Source organism: Prevotella sp. P4-98 (assembly GCF_002251405.1).
Lineage (GTDB): Bacteria > Bacteroidota > Bacteroidia > Bacteroidales > Bacteroidaceae > Prevotella.
Genome location: NZ_NPJC01000054.1, coordinates 54,753 through 71,215, shown reverse-complemented (window position 1 = coordinate 71,215; position 16,463 = coordinate 54,753). Strand labels below are relative to the sequence as shown.

General features: G+C 45.0%; 14 protein-coding genes and 1 pseudogene. 6 read left to right on the top strand and 9 right to left on the bottom strand.

What is annotated here, in order from left to right; all coding sequences use genetic code 11:
* Nucleotides 1-207 precede the first annotated feature (207 nt).
* The 4 genes from lysS (at nt 208) to CIK96_RS08265 (ending at nt 5,193) form a co-directional block, all read left to right on the top strand.
* The gene (gene lysS, locus CIK96_RS08280) at nt 208-1,938 is read left to right on the top strand and encodes a lysine--tRNA ligase (protein ID WP_094440305.1); all 1,731 of its coding nucleotides are present in this window, start codon (nt 208-210) and stop codon (nt 1,936-1,938) included.
* A gap of 108 nt (nt 1,939-2,046) precedes the next feature.
* Nucleotides 2,047-3,042, top strand: coding sequence for an NAD(P)H-dependent glycerol-3-phosphate dehydrogenase (locus tag CIK96_RS08275; protein WP_094391096.1), 996 nt, complete (start codon nt 2,047-2,049; stop codon nt 3,040-3,042).
* A 66-nt stretch (nt 3,043-3,108) separates the two neighbouring features.
* On the top strand, nt 3,109-4,464 hold the full coding sequence (locus CIK96_RS08270; protein ID WP_094440304.1) for a glucose-6-phosphate isomerase: 1,356 nt from the start codon (nt 3,109-3,111) through the stop codon (nt 4,462-4,464).
* Nucleotides 4,465-4,473: 9 nt separating this feature from the next.
* Nucleotides 4,474-5,193: an HAD family phosphatase gene (locus CIK96_RS08265; RefSeq protein WP_094440303.1), complete on the top strand. Its 720-nt coding sequence runs from the start codon at nt 4,474-4,476 to the stop codon at nt 5,191-5,193.
* Between the two features lie 863 nt (nt 5,194-6,056).
* Here the strand turns inward: CIK96_RS08265 and CIK96_RS08255 are convergent.
* From CIK96_RS08255 to CIK96_RS13505, 3 genes and pseudogenes are all read right to left on the bottom strand, one after another.
* Entirely contained in the window at nt 6,057-6,419 is a 363-nt protein-coding gene (locus CIK96_RS08255; RefSeq protein ID WP_094440302.1) for a hypothetical protein, read from the bottom strand.
* A gap of 251 nt (nt 6,420-6,670) precedes the next feature.
* Nucleotides 6,671-8,290, bottom strand: coding sequence for a leucine-rich repeat domain-containing protein (locus CIK96_RS08250; protein ID WP_094440301.1), 1,620 nt, complete (start codon nt 8,288-8,290; stop codon nt 6,671-6,673).
* A gap of 136 nt (nt 8,291-8,426) precedes the next feature.
* A pseudogene (locus CIK96_RS13505) lies at nt 8,427-8,561 on the bottom strand (helix-turn-helix domain-containing protein); the annotation flags it as partial.
* Nucleotides 8,562-8,905: 344 nt separating this feature from the next.
* Here CIK96_RS13505 and CIK96_RS08240 point away from each other — a divergent pair.
* Nucleotides 8,906-9,451, top strand: coding sequence for a DUF4738 domain-containing protein (locus CIK96_RS08240; RefSeq protein WP_094389787.1), 546 nt, complete (start codon nt 8,906-8,908; stop codon nt 9,449-9,451).
* An 11-nt stretch (nt 9,452-9,462) separates the two neighbouring features.
* On the opposite strand, the gene CIK96_RS08235 is transcribed toward CIK96_RS08240, so the two are convergent.
* The 4 genes from CIK96_RS08235 to CIK96_RS08220 form a co-directional block, all read right to left on the bottom strand.
* Nucleotides 9,463-9,984: a prolyl-tRNA synthetase associated domain-containing protein gene (locus CIK96_RS08235; protein WP_094440300.1), complete on the bottom strand. Its 522-nt coding sequence runs from the start codon at nt 9,982-9,984 to the stop codon at nt 9,463-9,465.
* A 220-nt stretch (nt 9,985-10,204) separates the two neighbouring features.
* Complete coding sequence (locus CIK96_RS08230; protein WP_094440299.1) at nt 10,205-10,972, bottom strand: hypothetical protein; 768 nt, start codon at nt 10,970-10,972, stop codon at nt 10,205-10,207.
* 45 nt (nt 10,973-11,017) lie between these two features.
* Nucleotides 11,018-11,821 (bottom strand): porin family protein, encoded by an 804-nt coding sequence (locus CIK96_RS08225; protein ID WP_094389792.1) that lies wholly within the window; start codon nt 11,819-11,821, stop codon nt 11,018-11,020.
* A gap of 39 nt (nt 11,822-11,860) precedes the next feature.
* Nucleotides 11,861-13,021, bottom strand: coding sequence for a PCMD domain-containing protein (locus CIK96_RS08220; protein ID WP_254047102.1), 1,161 nt, complete (start codon nt 13,019-13,021; stop codon nt 11,861-11,863).
* Nucleotides 13,022-13,451: 430 nt separating this feature from the next.
* On the opposite strand from CIK96_RS08220, the gene CIK96_RS08215 reads away from it, so the two are divergent.
* Nucleotides 13,452-14,804, top strand: a complete 1,353-nt coding sequence (locus CIK96_RS08215) for a sodium:alanine symporter family protein (RefSeq protein ID WP_094389784.1) — start codon at nt 13,452-13,454, stop codon at nt 14,802-14,804.
* Between the two features lie 72 nt (nt 14,805-14,876).
* Here CIK96_RS08215 and CIK96_RS08210 read toward each other — a convergent pair whose 3' ends face one another.
* Entirely contained in the window at nt 14,877-15,665 is a 789-nt protein-coding gene (locus CIK96_RS08210; protein ID WP_158214850.1) for a sensor histidine kinase KdpD, read from the bottom strand.
* A gap of 58 nt (nt 15,666-15,723) precedes the next feature.
* Nucleotides 15,724-16,413 carry a tRNA (N6-threonylcarbamoyladenosine(37)-N6)-methyltransferase TrmO gene (tsaA, locus tag CIK96_RS08205; RefSeq protein ID WP_094440297.1) on the bottom strand — a complete coding sequence of 230 codons (690 nt, stop codon included), beginning with the start codon at nt 16,411-16,413 and terminating at the stop codon, nt 15,724-15,726.
* Between the last annotated feature and the right edge of the window lie 50 nt (nt 16,414-16,463).

Here is a 16,463-nt window from a genome sequence, read left to right as displayed (position 1 = left end):
TGCTTGGTTGTAATAGTAATACATTGCAAAAATAATATATTTTCTGATAACAGCCAAATAGTATTGCAGTTTTTTATCTATTTTTCGTCAATCACCCCTTTCTGTGACATTAACACACCTTGATAATTATAAAAAAGGGATAAAAAAAGTGAGATAATCAGATAAAATTACTACCTTTGCACGCATATAACAGAAGAAAAGTCAGATATGAACGTTTTAGAACTTAGTGAACAAGAGATTGGCAGACGCGAAAGTCTGCAGGAACTGCGCCAGATGGGTATCAACCCCTATCCCGCAGCAGAATATCCCACCAATGCCTATTCTACCGAAATCCGCGACAATTTCAACGACGATGCTGAGCCCCGTCAGGTGTGCATCGCAGGTCGTATGATGAGCCGCCGCGTCATGGGTAAAGCCAGTTTTGCAGAATTGCAGGACAGTAAAGGCCGCATACAGGTATATATCTCGCGCGACGACCTCTGTCCCGACGAGAACAAAGACTTATATAATAAGGTATTTAAGCGACTGCTTGACATTGGTGACTTCATCGGTATCAAGGGTTACGTATTCCGCACACAGACAGGTGAGATTTCGGTACATGCACAGGAACTGACCTTGCTGTCGAAGAGTCTGAAACCACTGCCTATCGTGAAATACAAGGACGGTGTGGCTTACGACAAGTTTGAAGATCCCGAACTGCGTTACCGTCAGCGCTATGTTGACCTGATTGTGAACGATGGTGTGAAGGATACATTCCTGCAGCGTGCCACCGTTATCCGCACCTTGCGCCGTGTACTCGATGAAGCAGGATATACTGAAGTAGAGACTCCTACACTGCAGTCTATTGCCGGTGGTGCATCAGCCCGTCCGTTCATCACCCACTTCAATGCGCTCGATCAAGACATGTATATGCGTATTGCCACCGAGCTTTACCTCAAACGCCTCATCGTTGGCGGCTTTGAAGGAGTATATGAAATTGGCAAGAACTTCCGCAATGAAGGTATGGACCGCAACCACAATCCAGAGTTCACCTGCATGGAACTTTATGTGCAGTATAAGGACTACAACTGGATGATGACATTCACCGAGAAACTGCTTGAAACCATCTGTATTGCTGTCAACGGCAAGCCCGAACGCGAAATCGATGGCCAAATCATTTCGTTTAAGGCGCCCTACCGCCGTCTGCCGATCCTTGACGCTATCAAGGAAAAGACCGGTTTCGACTGCAACGGCAAGAGCGAAGAGGAAATCCGCGCCTTCTGCAAAGAGAAAGGTATGGATGTTGACGAGACCATGGGTAAGGGTAAGTTGATTGATGAACTCTTCGGTGAGTTCTGCGAAGGCACTTTCCTCCAGCCTACCTTTATCACCGACTATCCTGTTGAGATGTCGCCACTGACCAAGATGCACCGTTCAAAACCAGGACTGACCGAGCGTTTCGAACTGATGGTAAACGGTAAGGAGTTGGCTAACGCCTATTCTGAGCTTAACGACCCCATCGACCAGGAAGAGCGCTTCGTAGATCAGATGCGTCTGGCTGATAAGGGTGATGACGAAGCAATGATTATCGACCAAGACTTCTTACGCGCTTTGCAATACGGTATGCCTCCTACAAGTGGTATTGGCATCGGTATCGACCGTCTGGTGATGCTGATGACAGGCAAGACCTATATTCAGGAGGTATTGTTCTTCCCACAGATGAAGCCAGAGAAGAAGATTCCACAGAGCAGCGTTGCCGAATGGGCAGAAGTGGGTGTCGGCGAAGAGTGGGTACCCGTGCTGCGTAAGGCAGGTTTCAACCTTGTGCAAAACATCAAGGAAGAGAAAGCCCAAGGATTGCAACAGAAGATTGGTGACATTGTCAAGAAATACAAGCTTGAAATGACCAAACCTGCTGTTGATGTCATCCAGCAGTGGATTGACAAAAGTAACGCATAATACTTCGTGTCCAATGTTCTGTTGTAAGCATACTGGTGAAAGCCAACAGCCACAACGGGACATTGGACATTGAGCATAAGAACTACAAACAGTAAACACTAAAAAGAAATGTTCGACTGCGGTAAAATAGCAATCATCGGCGGTGGTAGTTGGGCAACAGCCATTGCCAAGATTGTGGTAGGACACACCCACCACATCGGATGGTATATGCGCCGTGACGACCGTATCGAGGATTTCATACGGTTGGGACACAATCCTGCCTACTTGATGAGTGTGCGCTTCAATACCGACGAAATATACTTCTCATCGGATATCAACAAGATTGTGCAACAGTATGACACCCTTGTCTTTGTCACACCGTCGCCCTATCTGAAGAGTCACCTCAAAAAACTCAAGACACGCATCCGCGATAAATTTGTCATCACAGCCATCAAGGGTATTGTGCCCGATGAGAACCTCGTATGCTCGGAATATTTCCATCAGGTATATGATGTGCCTTACGACAATCTGGCATGTATCGGAGGTCCGTCGCATGCCGAAGAAGTGGCACTCGACCGCCTGTCGTATCTCACCATCGGATGCGCTGACCGCGAAAAGGCACACGCCTTTGCCGACGTCATGGCAAGCCAGGTGATCAAGACCAAGACCTCTACCGATGTCATCGGCATTGAATACTCTTCGGTACTGAAGAACGTATATGCCATCGCTGCCGGTATCTGCAACGGTCTGAAGTTTGGAGATAATTTCCAAGCTGTACTCATGTCGAATGCAGTACAGGAGATGCAGCGATTCCTGCAGGTGGTACATCCCATTGAGCGCAATGTGGTAGATTCGGTATATCTCGGCGATTTGCTCGTTACGGGCTATTCCAATTTTTCACGCAACCGCACCTTCGGTACGATGATAGGAAAGGGTTACTCCGTCAAGTCGGCACAGATTGAAATGGAGATGATAGCAGAGGGTTACTTCGGTACCAAATGTATGAAGGAGATAAACCGCCACTGCCATGTCAACATGCCCATCCTCGACGCGGTCTATAACATACTCTACGAGCGCATCTCACCACAGATTGAGATCAAACTGCTGACCGACTCATTCAGATGATAGGAGGCAGACCCTATTAGAAAAAAAGTAAAGATAAGATATAACCAAATTATATTTGCAACAATTATGAGCAATATCAAACTTGACATCACAAAAGCAGCCTCGTTTCTTGAGGCTGGCGCAGTGAAAGCCTTCGAACCGAAGGTAAAGGCAGCGCAGGAAGCGCTGGAGAACGGCACCTGTCCGGGTAACGATTTCTTGGGTTGGCTCCATTTGCCCAGCAGCATCACCGAGTCTTTCCTCGACGAATTGCAGGCAACAGCCAATACACTTCGCGAAAAGTGTGAAGTGGTAGTGGTTGCCGGTATCGGCGGAAGCTATCTGGGTGCACGTGCAGTGATTGAAGCACTGGGCAACTCGTTCAGCTGGCTCATCCAAGACAAGAAAAATCCGACTATCCTCTTTGCAGGAAACAATATCGGTGAAGACTATCTGGCAGAGATGACCGACTATCTGAAAGGAAAGAAATTTGGCGTCATCAACATTTCTAAGTCTGGTACTACCACCGAGACTGCCCTCACCTTCCGTCTGCTGAAGAAGCAGTGTGAGGCTCAGATGGGTAAAGACGAGGCAAAACACGTTATCGTAGCTGTGACAGATGCTAAGCGTGGCGCCGCTCGCACTTGCGCTGACAAAGAGGGTTACAAGAGCTTTATCATCCCCGACAACGTAGGTGGTCGCTTCTCTGTACTCACTCCAGTAGGTCTGCTGCCTATCGCTTGCGCTGGTTTCGATATCAAGCAACTCGTGAAGGGTGCTGCCGATATGGAGAAAGTCTGCGGTAAGAATGTTCCTTTCGAAGAGAACCTCGCTGCTCAGTATGCTGCCGTGCGCAACGGTCTGTATGGTGCCGGTAAGAAGATTGAGATTATGGTCAACTACCAGCCCAAGCTCCACTTCTTCTCTGAATGGTGGAAACAGCTCTACGGAGAGTCTGAGGGTAAGGATAAAAAGGGTATCTTCCCTGCCAGCTGCGACTTCACTACCGACCTGCACTCTATGGGTCAGTGGATTCAGGATGGTGAGCGTACCATCTTCGAAACCGTTATCAGCATAGAAGAACCTAACCGCACCATGCTGTTCCCCAGCGACGAAGAAAACCTCGATGGTCTGAACTTCCTCGCCGGAAAACGTGTTGACGAGGTTAACAAGATGGCTGAGCTCGGCACACGTCTCGCACACGTTGACGGTGGTGTGCCCAATATCCGCATCTCTGTACCTAAGCTCAATGAATACTACATCGGACAGCTCATCTACTTCTTTGAAATTGCTTGCGGTATCAGTGGCAACGTTCTTGGTGTGAATCCCTTCAACCAACCAGGTGTTGAGGCATACAAGAAAAACATGTTTGCCCTGCTCGAAAAGCCCGGTTATGAAGCAGACTCAAAAGCTATCAAGGAGCGTCTTGCACAGGAACAGTAATAAGAATCTATGCACGAAATAGAATCGTATAAACAAAAGCACGGCTTCAGACAATTCTGTCCGAAAGCCGTGCTTTTCGATATGGATGGTGTCATCTACAACTCCATGCCTAACCATGCCTACTCTTGGCATAAGGCTATGGCATCGTTTGATATCGACATGACACCAGAAGAGGCTTACCTCTATGAGGGCATGCGCGGTGTGGAAACCATCAAACTCAAAGCGCGCCAACAATGGCAACGTGAACTCTCTGATGAGGAAGCGCAACGGATGTATAATGTCAAGTCTGGCATCTTTGCCGAACTGTCCAAGACTGGCATGATTCCCAATATCCGCGAATTGATGGAGCAAATCAAGGCAGACGGACTGAAGATATGTGTGGTGACAGGTAGTGGCCAACACACCTTACTCGCCAAACTCGACAGCGATCTCCATGGTTTAGTATGTAGTGATCTGGTAGTGACAAGTTTTGATGTCACACGAGGGAAACCTGATCCGCAGCCTTATCTCATAGGAATGAAGAAAGCAGGCATTCAACCTTGGGAAGCCATTGTGGTGGAGAATGCGCCACTCGGTGTGCGTGCTGCCGTTGCAGCACAGTGTTTCACCATTGCTGTAAATACCGGTCCACTACCCGACGCAACACTTGCCAACGAGGGTGCCGACCTTGTTCTGCCGGACATGAAGGCACTAATCACACTATGGAACAACCTGAAAGTAGGGGGATAACCAAACAGTCCCTCTATTTTTTTTTTGCGTTGGTGCTCCGGATAAGGTCTCACACAGAAATCAATCATCGGATCTTAGACGGATTTAGACGGATTTTTACGTTCCCTCCATGTGCCCTCCAAAAATGTCACACGGAAATCACAGAAATGTTCGATTCTGCCCATCTGGCTTAACGAAAACGATGAGAAGCAAAAGGGGGGCACTCCCATCAAACTGGACAGTTTTCCGTCAAGTCTTCGATGGTTTTCCGTCATTTTCTCGATCTTCTTTCGTCCTTCTTTCGTTCGAAATTCGTTCAATCCTCGTTCGGTTCTCGATCGGTCTTCGATAGACTAACGAATAAGCAACGAGAGACGAACGAGAGACGAACGAGGACCTAACGAGAACCGAACGAGAACCGAACGAGAAGCTATCGAGAACTGGTCGGGTGTCTATCGAAGAACCATGGTCCTTCTGTTGTAACCAGTTTGAAGTGTTTAGAGTTGCATTTGTAAACATAAACGAGATTTTTTAATTGATAAGACTTGTGGTTTATTGCAAAGGCCTCATCCTTGTTTTGAAAATCAGCCTTGGTTCGCGTGCAAAGATACAACATCACACCCCCCGTTGTCAAGTCTTTGATCTAAATTTTAGCTTTATTTAACTAATAATTTAGATTTTTTAATACTATAAAGGTTAAATTCCATAAAAACCACACATTTGGACTTTACAAATCTTCATCTTGCCATCGATTTTCTCAACAGCAATAACTCCGATATTGCTTAGAACGATGTCTTTCTGATAAACATAGTTTAAAAACTTTGGCAATAACATAGCAGTTGGCACAATTAACCTATAAAACGCAGCCATTTCTGGCTGCATTTTTAGTGCCTACAAATATGTATCATTCGTTGTAATACACTCATTGAATTGTTTACTTGACGTTCAAAAAAAGTTTCTTCAAATAAAACAGGAAAGAAGGTTTGTAAAATAATGTCTGTGCCTTTAACAATATATTTACCTGCAATGACTCGTTCATCTATAGACTTTAAAGAATCTTCTATATCACTAACATTATTCACAATATATTCAAGACAAATATATTGACACACAGAGTCTTCAAATAGATATACTCCAAAAACATAATCTTCATAAAACAAGTTTCCTAAAAAGCCGTATTTCGCATTTTCTTCAAATCTTACAACTTTTAAATTTCTAAGGATAGATAAAATAACTTGTCTTTCCATAATTCTCAAATTTTTGATACAATGTCTTGCTCCTTACCAACACCCCTATGACTTTCAATGATGGCTTGCTTGCACTTGTCATCAGAGGTAAAATACGATGTGAGTGAGATAACACTGTTGAACTTCTTAAAATTAATCATATTGCTATTGTTTTATAAACTATAGCAAATATATGAAAAAAGTCCAGCGAATGCTGAACTTTCATACGTATAAGAGATTTTTTTTGCCAACTTCTATGTTATTGTCATTTTTTATTCACTAAACGTTACACAAGAAGGCACCGATGTCAATGGTTTTTGGGCAAACGGGCAACCCATGAAGATCATGTAGATGTCGTCGGGTATGCCTCTATACTCTGCACTGATGGTTGCCTTTCTCAGGTTCTTGCAGTTTTTGAAAGCTTCAGTCTCTATCTGCACACTTGCTGGCAGCGATACAGATGTAAGGCCGTTGCAACCCTCGAAGGCGTTAGAATCGATAAGTTTCAGACTCGTCGTCACAGGCACCTCTGTCAGGGCTGTGTTCTTGAAGGCGTTCACCCCAATGGTCGTTACCGACTGCGGGAGGTCGATGTGTGCAAGCGCCTTGCAGTCTTCAAAGGTTCCGGTGTCTATCTTGTCGATGTTTTGTGGCAGCGTAACCTTTGTTAACGACCTGCAGCCACTGAACATGTTGTTCCAGAGCTTCTCAAGACGTGCGGGCAACTTGACCTCTGTCAGTCCTGTACACGCCACAAAGCAGCTATGTCCGATGGTTTTCACGCTGTTGGGCACGCTGATGGTTTTGAGTGTAGGAATGTTGCTGAAGGCTCCCTTACCAATATTCGTCACTGTTGCAGGAATGCTGATCTCTGAAATAGCGGAACTCATAAAAGCATTGTCACCGATTGATTTCAGGCCCATCGGCAGCGTCACGCTCTTCACCTTCTTCTCGCTGAAGGCTGATGCTCCAATCTCGGTCACCCTGAACAGGTGGCCGGCAAAGCGTATGGATGAGGGCACCGTGTAGTCTTTGCCTGCCGACTCCTCGTCCATCTCTAACAGCTTGGCGGTTCTTTCGCTGGGGTTCACTTCAAACCACATCTCGTCAATGTTCATCTTATTGTCGTAAGCCGAATTGCCTTCATACACAGTCACCTTTACCTCCTTTGTGGTGCGGTTGATGCTTTTGAGATATGTCACCGTCTCAGACTCCAGCGAGGGGTAAAGGGGCGAACAGTCTGACTGCATGGCGCGTTTGAACGCTCCACTCTCCAACACTTCAGGCATCTCCTCGACGCTTCCGTTGAGGTATCTCACGGCGTTGTCAAGCGCTCTTATGCGTTCCCCCATCTCCCTTGTGTTTTCCTCGCGACGTACAACCACTGGTGAGCATGTCTCTGACGAATTACTTCTTATCCATTTTTTCAACATTTGTGATTCAGCCACGAGGCTGGCGTTGTCCATGTCGTGAATGAAGGGGAGCGACCTGTACCAGCTATCTTGCTTGGAGCAGACAGGAGGCTGCGGTGAACGCGCGTTTTTGCGTCCGTACCATGTCGATGGGCCAAGACCACGGCAGAGTTTTATGGTTATTTCCTTCTTTTTAGGACTCAGCGTCACGCCGCCGCCAGCCATCGTGCTGTTGCCTTGCATTCTTGTTCTGTTGCGCACCTTGCTTTCCACACGGTTTCGGGTTTTCGAAGCTTCACCTTCAGTTTTCTCCACCGTGTTTACTACGTCTTTCACTGCGTCTGGCATAGCCTGTTTTACAAGTTTTGCGCCTTTATTCTTCAACTTATTCAGAAATCCTTGCGCAGGAGCCTGTGTGGTACCCATTGTCAAACATAAAGTTGACAACAGGAATAATTGTTTAACATTCATAATCTTCATGTTGGTTACACATCAGTTATTGATTATTATAGTCTGCAAATATAATAAACATATCTTATATTGCACCCAAAAGAGTACAATGATATTTCTTGTTGCTTACATTTCTTGTCTCATTTACCTTAATTCCGCAACACTATTGTAACATCCGCTGAGAAGAATTTGTGCACCATTTCGAGACCGTTAGCGGATTTACACCCAATTGCTGGGCAAGCCACGAATTTGTCAGACTTCTCTCATTCAGGATTTCTTTCAGTCTATTTATTTTCTGCATTGGTCTATCAAACTTGGGTGTAAAGATAATAAAAAATAATCATCATTCCAAATTTCCGTCTATGTTATTGACAATATAACAGAGATATAACTATTTATTTTACAAAGTACTTATAATTAGTCTTACAGCCGTAGAAAACGTATTGACGGTAATCCTACCAGATTTTAGGTACTCACGTTCAAAAACACTCAAATATATTTGGCATTTTCTTCACTTAATCGTACCTTTGATTTTGAGAATCCAAGATAGGCGGCACCTCGGAAATAAAAGAAAAAAGGACTTTTTTCTTTGTATTTCGCTCGGTTTGCACTACCTTTGTAAATCGAAACGTAAAGATTGAAAATATGAAACGAATGACATTACAACTCGCCGTGATGGGCATGGCTGTGCTCATGACCGCTTGTGGCAATAAGAGACAAAGTGACGACATTATTACCGAAAAAGTGGAACGCCCCAAAATAGAGGCACCTATCCGACAGGCTGACTACAATAAGAGTCACCAGATACAGTGGATAGGCAATAGCTATAAGGTGGAGATACACCGCCAACCATGTGACTCACTGCCTATGGTGACAGACGAATTAGGACAGAAATTCGTGGATAACGAAGTGGTAGTTACTGTAACAAGAGCTGACGGAGAGGTGTTCTTTACACGCTCATTTACCAAAGCCAACTTCGATGCTTGTCTTGACAACGACTACCGCCATACTGGTATTCTTGACGGACTGGTATATGACAAGGTGAACGGCAGCGACTTGGAGTTTGCCGGTAGTATCAGTCACCCACAGACCGATGAATATATTCCAGTACGCGTTATTCTCTCTTCAACAGGAAACGTTACCATTAAACGTGATGTAGAAACAGACGTTAACGAAGATGTAGAAGAATAGAGTCACCATCATCAATACAAGGTCAAATACTCATAGGTATTACCGAGAGTGTCGAGATAGCGCTCAAAGTCATCACGACGAAGAACTACCGTTCCCCTACAATCATTCGGATGGAACGACAGCATCTCAGCCTCTTTCAGATGACAATCAAGAAAAAGATGCACATGATGCTCCGTATCGTTGATGAGTCCGAAAGGCGACACACTTCCCGGTTCAAGTCCCAAATAGCGCATCATGCGTTCGGGCGACGCAAACGATAGTTTACCACAAGAAGGTAATCCCTGGGATACAAGCGTTGCTTTGAGACGGTGTTCCAAATCGTGGATATCGAGGTCATGGTCACAATGGAAGCATACCAGATAATGCCGATTTCCTTTGTGGTTGCGGAAAAACAAGTTTTTGCAATGGATACTGCCATCGTCTTTCCACCATCGTTTAGCCTCCTCAATGGTTTTGCCTTCGGGATGGTGATAGCACGTGTAGGGAATGTCGTGCTGTTGCAGATAGTCAAAGACTATTTCTTCTCGTGTCATCGTTAGTATGATTTTACCAAATATCAGTAGAGCTTATTGGTTGCAAAGGTACGATTAAGCGAGCGAAGTACAAAAGAAAAATCACTTTTTCTTTTTTACTTCCGAGCGTGAGTACCTTAGCGTCTTTGGATGCAAAGATACTGAAAAATTATGAAAAAACAATAATCCCCGGCACAGATTGTATGCCAGGGATTTATGTTTATAGTCAAACGACCAAGTATTATTTGGTCAGTTCGATACCTGCTTCAAACTTTGAAGTTTTGTCCATGATACCAGACAGCTGCTTCACAACACCCTTAACCATAGTGAAAGTTTGGAAATCATCTGGATCCATGGCGTTTGTAGGCACCTTGTCGATGAAGGCAACCAAAGCAGCAATCATAGGCTGTACGTATGCCTTGTCAACAAAGAAGAAAGGCTTTTCGCCATTCCAACGAACATTGACGGGAATAGTACCATACGATTTAAGGATAGTCTTGATCTGTGCCTTTTCTGCTGGATCATCAATATCTTCAGTAGCCTTTTCTGCGTCGATAGAAACGCTGATGAGATTGTCGCTAATAACCTTATAGGTAGCATAGCCCTTAACAGTCTCCCACTCTGGAGCGATATCGTCATCATCATAGTCAGAAACCACAGCATTGATCTTGCCATCAGGAGTGAAAGTAACGCTCTTCAGCACTTTAGGCAGAAACTTGTTACCCAAGCTATTTGCCAAAGGAACAACGGTTTCCTTGATAGGAATTTCAGTAGGTGTACCAGTTCCAAGAAGGTCAAGACTAATACTTGTTCCTTCTTCTACTTCCCAGTTGAGCTGTACAGAACCGGTATAACCATCGTAATCATTTCCTTGTGACCAAACATTCCATGTTCCTACGATAGGCGACTGGATTGGATCGTCTTTGGGTGCATCGTCATCGTCACCACATGCAGTAAAGCCAAGTGTACATACCATGGCCATCAGATAGAAAATCTTGTTCAATTTCATTTTTTTTCCTTTCTTTTTTAGTTAATAATAATTGATACCTATTTTTTATTTCAGTTGATAAATCACACCAATCGTACCATAAATGGGAAACATGGTCTGCTCGATGGTATCGAAATCTTTCTTGAAGATACCCGTCAATCCCCATGATAAATCAGCCTTGACACCCCAACGCTTAGTGATATACCAGTCGGCACCGAGGTCGATACCAAACTGCCAAGAGCGCATATCGCTGGAGAAATCGTAGTTGCCACGCTCACCATCATTATGTCCCAGTATCACTTTCTGTCCGGTAGGATCACCCTTTTCATGTCCTTCCTCCTGACGTCGGAGGTATCCATCGTATGCCCATCCTTCAAATTTCTTGGCTGTGGCATAACTCACATATGGACCAAGTTTCAGACGCACCTGTGGGGTCAAATCATAAGTGGCTTGCAAGGGAACGGTGATGAGACTCATGTCAACCTTAGTCACCACACTTCCTGTGAATACACCTTCCAACTGTTCGCCACCACGCACAATCTTCATGTGGTAGCCCTTCACACCCGCATCGGTTCTCATACCTTTGTTTTCAAAATGCAAACCGCCCAAGAATCCCCATTTGCCTGAGATAACATGGTGGGCATCTACTCCAAGGGTGAAGTTAGGTTGCAGCGTATAACTATGTAGTGTGCGGATAGAGGCAGGCATACCAATAGGTGCTGTTCCACCGATATTATACCCCACGTGTACATAGTATTTATAGTTGTGCAGATATTTGTTCCATGCACTCCAATGTTCTTGATTATCGTCTCCTGCCCATGCCCACAACGTGCACATCATCAGCAGGGAGCATATTATGATTTTCTTCATTGTCATAACCGAATATCTATATCGCTTGGCATTTCATCCTTATTCACATGTAATCTTAAACTTATCCACCCAAAGCGTACTACCCACGGCACCCATAAACTCAGCACCGTTGGTACTTGACGAACAAACGATAGCGAGACTGTAACCGCCAGCCTTCAGCTTCTGCATATCTACAGCTTTACGGTAGATGAAATTGAGAGTGAATGGAGTCCATTCAGGAGTATTGTCGATATTATCAAGTCGGGCAAGTGCCACAACCTGTTCACTTGTCTGTACGTTGTTGCCATAGAGCACCACCGCTTCGCCCTTTGCATTATGGTTATCATAGAACACGGCATAGATAGTGCCGTAGTCTTTTTGCTCCAGTACATGCATATACTGGTCGGTAAATTTCTCCCCAGCCTTATACTTATAGTATCCTGTGAATGTCTTGGGTTGGGTATTGAAACTGAATGGGCGTCCAAACTTAGTGGCAGACATAGCATCCTGCAATGCATTAGACGGATCAAACTGCCCAATAAAGAGGTTGCCAGCCGCAATAGGCTTCTGCACCATGTCTGCAAGTCCACTTGTTCGGCAAGTGGATAGCTTTACCCCTTTTCCTTCATATCCTTCGTCAATAGGTGCTGTGGGATAATGCTCTGCTGCAGTAGAGCTATTGCTAATCTTGTAACCCGGATTTCCTGTTGCCCAGATAGCCTCTTTGGTCGTATTACCATTAGCATCTTTCCATGGTTCTTGCCAATGGTAGTACCCTTTGTCCTCATAACAGTTTTCAAAATTAAACTCGTGTTCACTACCGAAATAGAGCATTTTTCTGATGCTGACAAAATAGATACGTGACCATTGTCCATCTTCCGAAGTGACCGTATATTTCACCGAACCTTTAGAAAAATCGTGTACACTGCCGTTGGCAGGTGATATAGTAGCCCCAGGAGTGAGTCTGAAAAGTGGAGCAATCTGTGTAAGATCAGCCATAGCACTCATGGTAAACTCTATCTTGTTCTGGTCAGATTGCACATATTGAAGTGTGTCGGAATCGAAAAGGAACCAACTATTCAATTTGTCGCCTGCGTGTATGTAAGCCTGCTCAATATCACATTCTGCATTGAGCGGCTCATCCTTAAAGCAAGAGACAAAGCCCAAACAAGTGGTAATTCCCACTGCCATGAGGGCTGTCGTATGTATCAATCTCTTCATATCCTGAACTTTCATCATATTTCAGGGAGCAAAGATAAGAAGAAAACCTCACACTACCAAATATTTTTCAACTTATCTATATAATTATGTTATCTATCGAAATAGATAGAACTGCAGATTTTAACAGCAATTAACCATATATCAAACAGTACTCAAGAATGGATATCGATGAGCATAAACACGGATAAAAAGCGAAAGATGGCTACTCCAACTATCGGAGCAGCCATCATTGTCCTGATTTTCTTTCTACCACATAGGTCAAATGTTTCGTCATTTCATGTCTCGTCTGTATTTTCAATGAGCCAAATCACGTTTGTTATCAATATGACGCATCAAACGATAAAAAGTTTAACCAAAATTCAAAAAAAACGAAGAATCGACTACATTTTGAGCATTTTTAACTAACTTTGCACGCAAAAGCAGCAACAACATGAACACCATCAACGAATTTTTCTCCGTAACGAGCTCCCTGTTGTGGGGCTGGCCCATGATTATCCTGCTCTTGGGAACCCATCTTTTTCTTACTATCCGATTGCATTTTCCACAGAGACATATACTCAAAGCCATTCGGCTATCTGTACAACGTGATCCCGATGCAACCGGTGACGTTTCGCAATTCTCATCATTGGCAACCGCTCTAGCTGCTACTATCGGCACCGGAAACATCATCGGTGTAGCCACCGCCATTGCCTTAGGCGGTCCTGGTGCAGTATTGTGGTGTTGGCTGACTGGTGTATTTGGCATTGCCACCAAATATGCAGAGGGCCTACTGGCTATCAAATATCGCGAGAAGAAACCTGATGGCAAAGTGATTGGAGGACCTATGTTTGCGCTGGAGAAAGGATTGGGATGGCGTTGGGCAGCAATTCTCTTTGCCATTTTCACTGCCCTCGCCTCGTTTGGCATCGGCAATACGGTGCAAGCCAATGCCATTGCCACACTCGCTTACGAAACCTATGACATCTCACCCTATATCACAGGAACAGTCATCTGCCTACTCACTGGTGCTGTTATTTTAGGTGGTGTGAAGAGTATTGCACGTGTCTGCGCAACCCTGGTACCCCTCATGGCACTCTTTTACATTTTAGGTTGCATCTATATAATAGGAGTAAACATCGATTATGCATGGCCTGCCATCAAGCTCATCGTCACCTCGGCTTTCAGTCCGCAGGCAGCAGGAGGAGGTTTTGTAGGTACTACAGTGATGATGGCAGCACGTTATGGCATAGCACGCGGTCTTTTCAGCAACGAATCAGGACTCGGTTCTGCTCCCATCGTAGCTGCTGCCGCACAGACACGCAACCCAGTACGCCAAGCCTTGGTGTCCAGCACTGGTACATTTTGGGACACGGTAGTCATCTGTGCCATGACGGGAATTGTTATTGTAAGCAGTGTATTGGCATACCCCGACATTACTTTCGACAATGGTGCGGTACTGACCAAGATGGCATTTTCTAAAATTCCCATCATTGGTACACCTTTACTGACTTTCGGTCTGTTGACCTTTGCATTTTCCACCATCTTAGGTTGGTGCTATTATGGTGAACGCGCAGTAGAATATCTGAAAGGTCGTCGATGGATGCTTGTCTATCGGATGATTTTTATCGTTGCCGTATTTATAGGCAGCGTGATGCAGTTGGGTGTGGTATGGAACATGGCCGATTGTATGAATGCACTCATGGCAATTCCCAACCTGCTATCGCTCTTGGCGCTGAACGGCATCATCGTACACGAAACACGCAAATATCTGTGGCGCGACCATTTGGACAGAAGCGATCTGTAAGTCCGACAGGATGTGACACACCATCCCTTCGTGACGGAAAGAAAAACTATAATTTTGTTTCTGTATTACAGCCTACTTGATGGGCAATACCAGCACCACACGAGTTCCCTGACGTGCATAGAGTTCGTCGATAAAAAGCACACCTCCAATTTTTTGTGCCAACCGCTGGCAAATGCTCAAATCAAGTTCAGCCTCATCGCGCATATCGTCGGGCTGTTCAAACCAACTAAACAGGCGACTCAGACGATCTTTGGGAATTCCTGCACCAGTATCACTGACATCGAGTGTCAGCATGCCCTCATTCTCTGTAGTGTTACACCCCACGACCACTTCCCCTTTTTCGGTAAAGCGACAGGCATTCTGAATCAACTTATTGAGGATAATCTCTATGACATGGCGATCACTTTCTATAAAGAACTCATCGCTCATGGTACGATGAAAATTCAACTTGACAGCCTGTCGATGATAAATGTTGAAGATATTGATTTCCAGACAACGTCGACAAAGTTCGTTAGGACTGAACTGTTCCCGTCTCACGTGTGCCACCTCATCGGAAGGATTAGTGAAGAGCATAAGTTCATTCAACAATGTATCGATGAAATAAGCATAGCCATTCAACTGTTCTGCCATATTGTGTTTTTCATTCTTGGAAAGGTATAAATCATCCTTTGAAAGCATCTTAGCCATGCGAGAAACTTGCCGAAGGGGAAGTTCTGACTCTTGAATAACATTCTTCAGAAAGATGCGATGCATCATTATATCACGTTCCAACACACGCATTCTTTTCCGCATCTGCCAAGCCCAACAGAAAGCCACCAGACAGCCCATAGCCAAGATAAGTATCAATACCATTTCCATCATGTCAACCATTTTTCGGACACAAATATATTAAAAATTTCCGTCATCTACAAATAATGGGTTACTTTTTTTCTGGTACAGCGATACAAGGGATAATTTTCTTGACATACAACATGTTGCCGTCCACACAGAATACCACTTCATAGCCATCGAAAGGCATCACATACTGCCGGTCGGGATCATCATGATAATGAGGACGAGGATCAAGCGCAAGTGCATCGGTCAGTGTCTGCACGATCTGTGGTGAGAGGGTCTTCGTCAGTTCGTCAGGTATAACCACCTCCAACCGCTGCCACTGTTTGCGATCGGTAAAACCGCCCCGTGCACCAGGATGACTATCCACATAAGCCAAATAAGGTTTGATATCGTAGATAGGTGTGCCATCCATGAGGTCAGCCCCTGCCACTTCCACTACTCCATCTTCGGGACGCACCGCCACAATACGCACCGATGAGAGTCCGAGATTATTGGGTCGGAATGGCGAACGCGTTGCCCAAACCCCGACCCGCTCGTTTCCTCCCAACAATGGTGGTCGCACGGTAGGATGCTTACGTGCATCGACATTTTCAGAGAATCCCCATATCAGCCAGAGGAAATCATACTCTTCCAATCCCCGCAGTGCCTCTGGTGTGGCATAATCGCGAGTGAGTTCTATGCGTCCATGCAACGTTTCTACGATACCACTCTGTCGTGGCAATCCGAATTTCGAGGTGAATGGTGATCGAAAATAAGCAATTGGTTGTATGTCCATAAGTATTCTATTTTGCGTTTAGCGATGTTCAGATCATACTATTCTTCAAC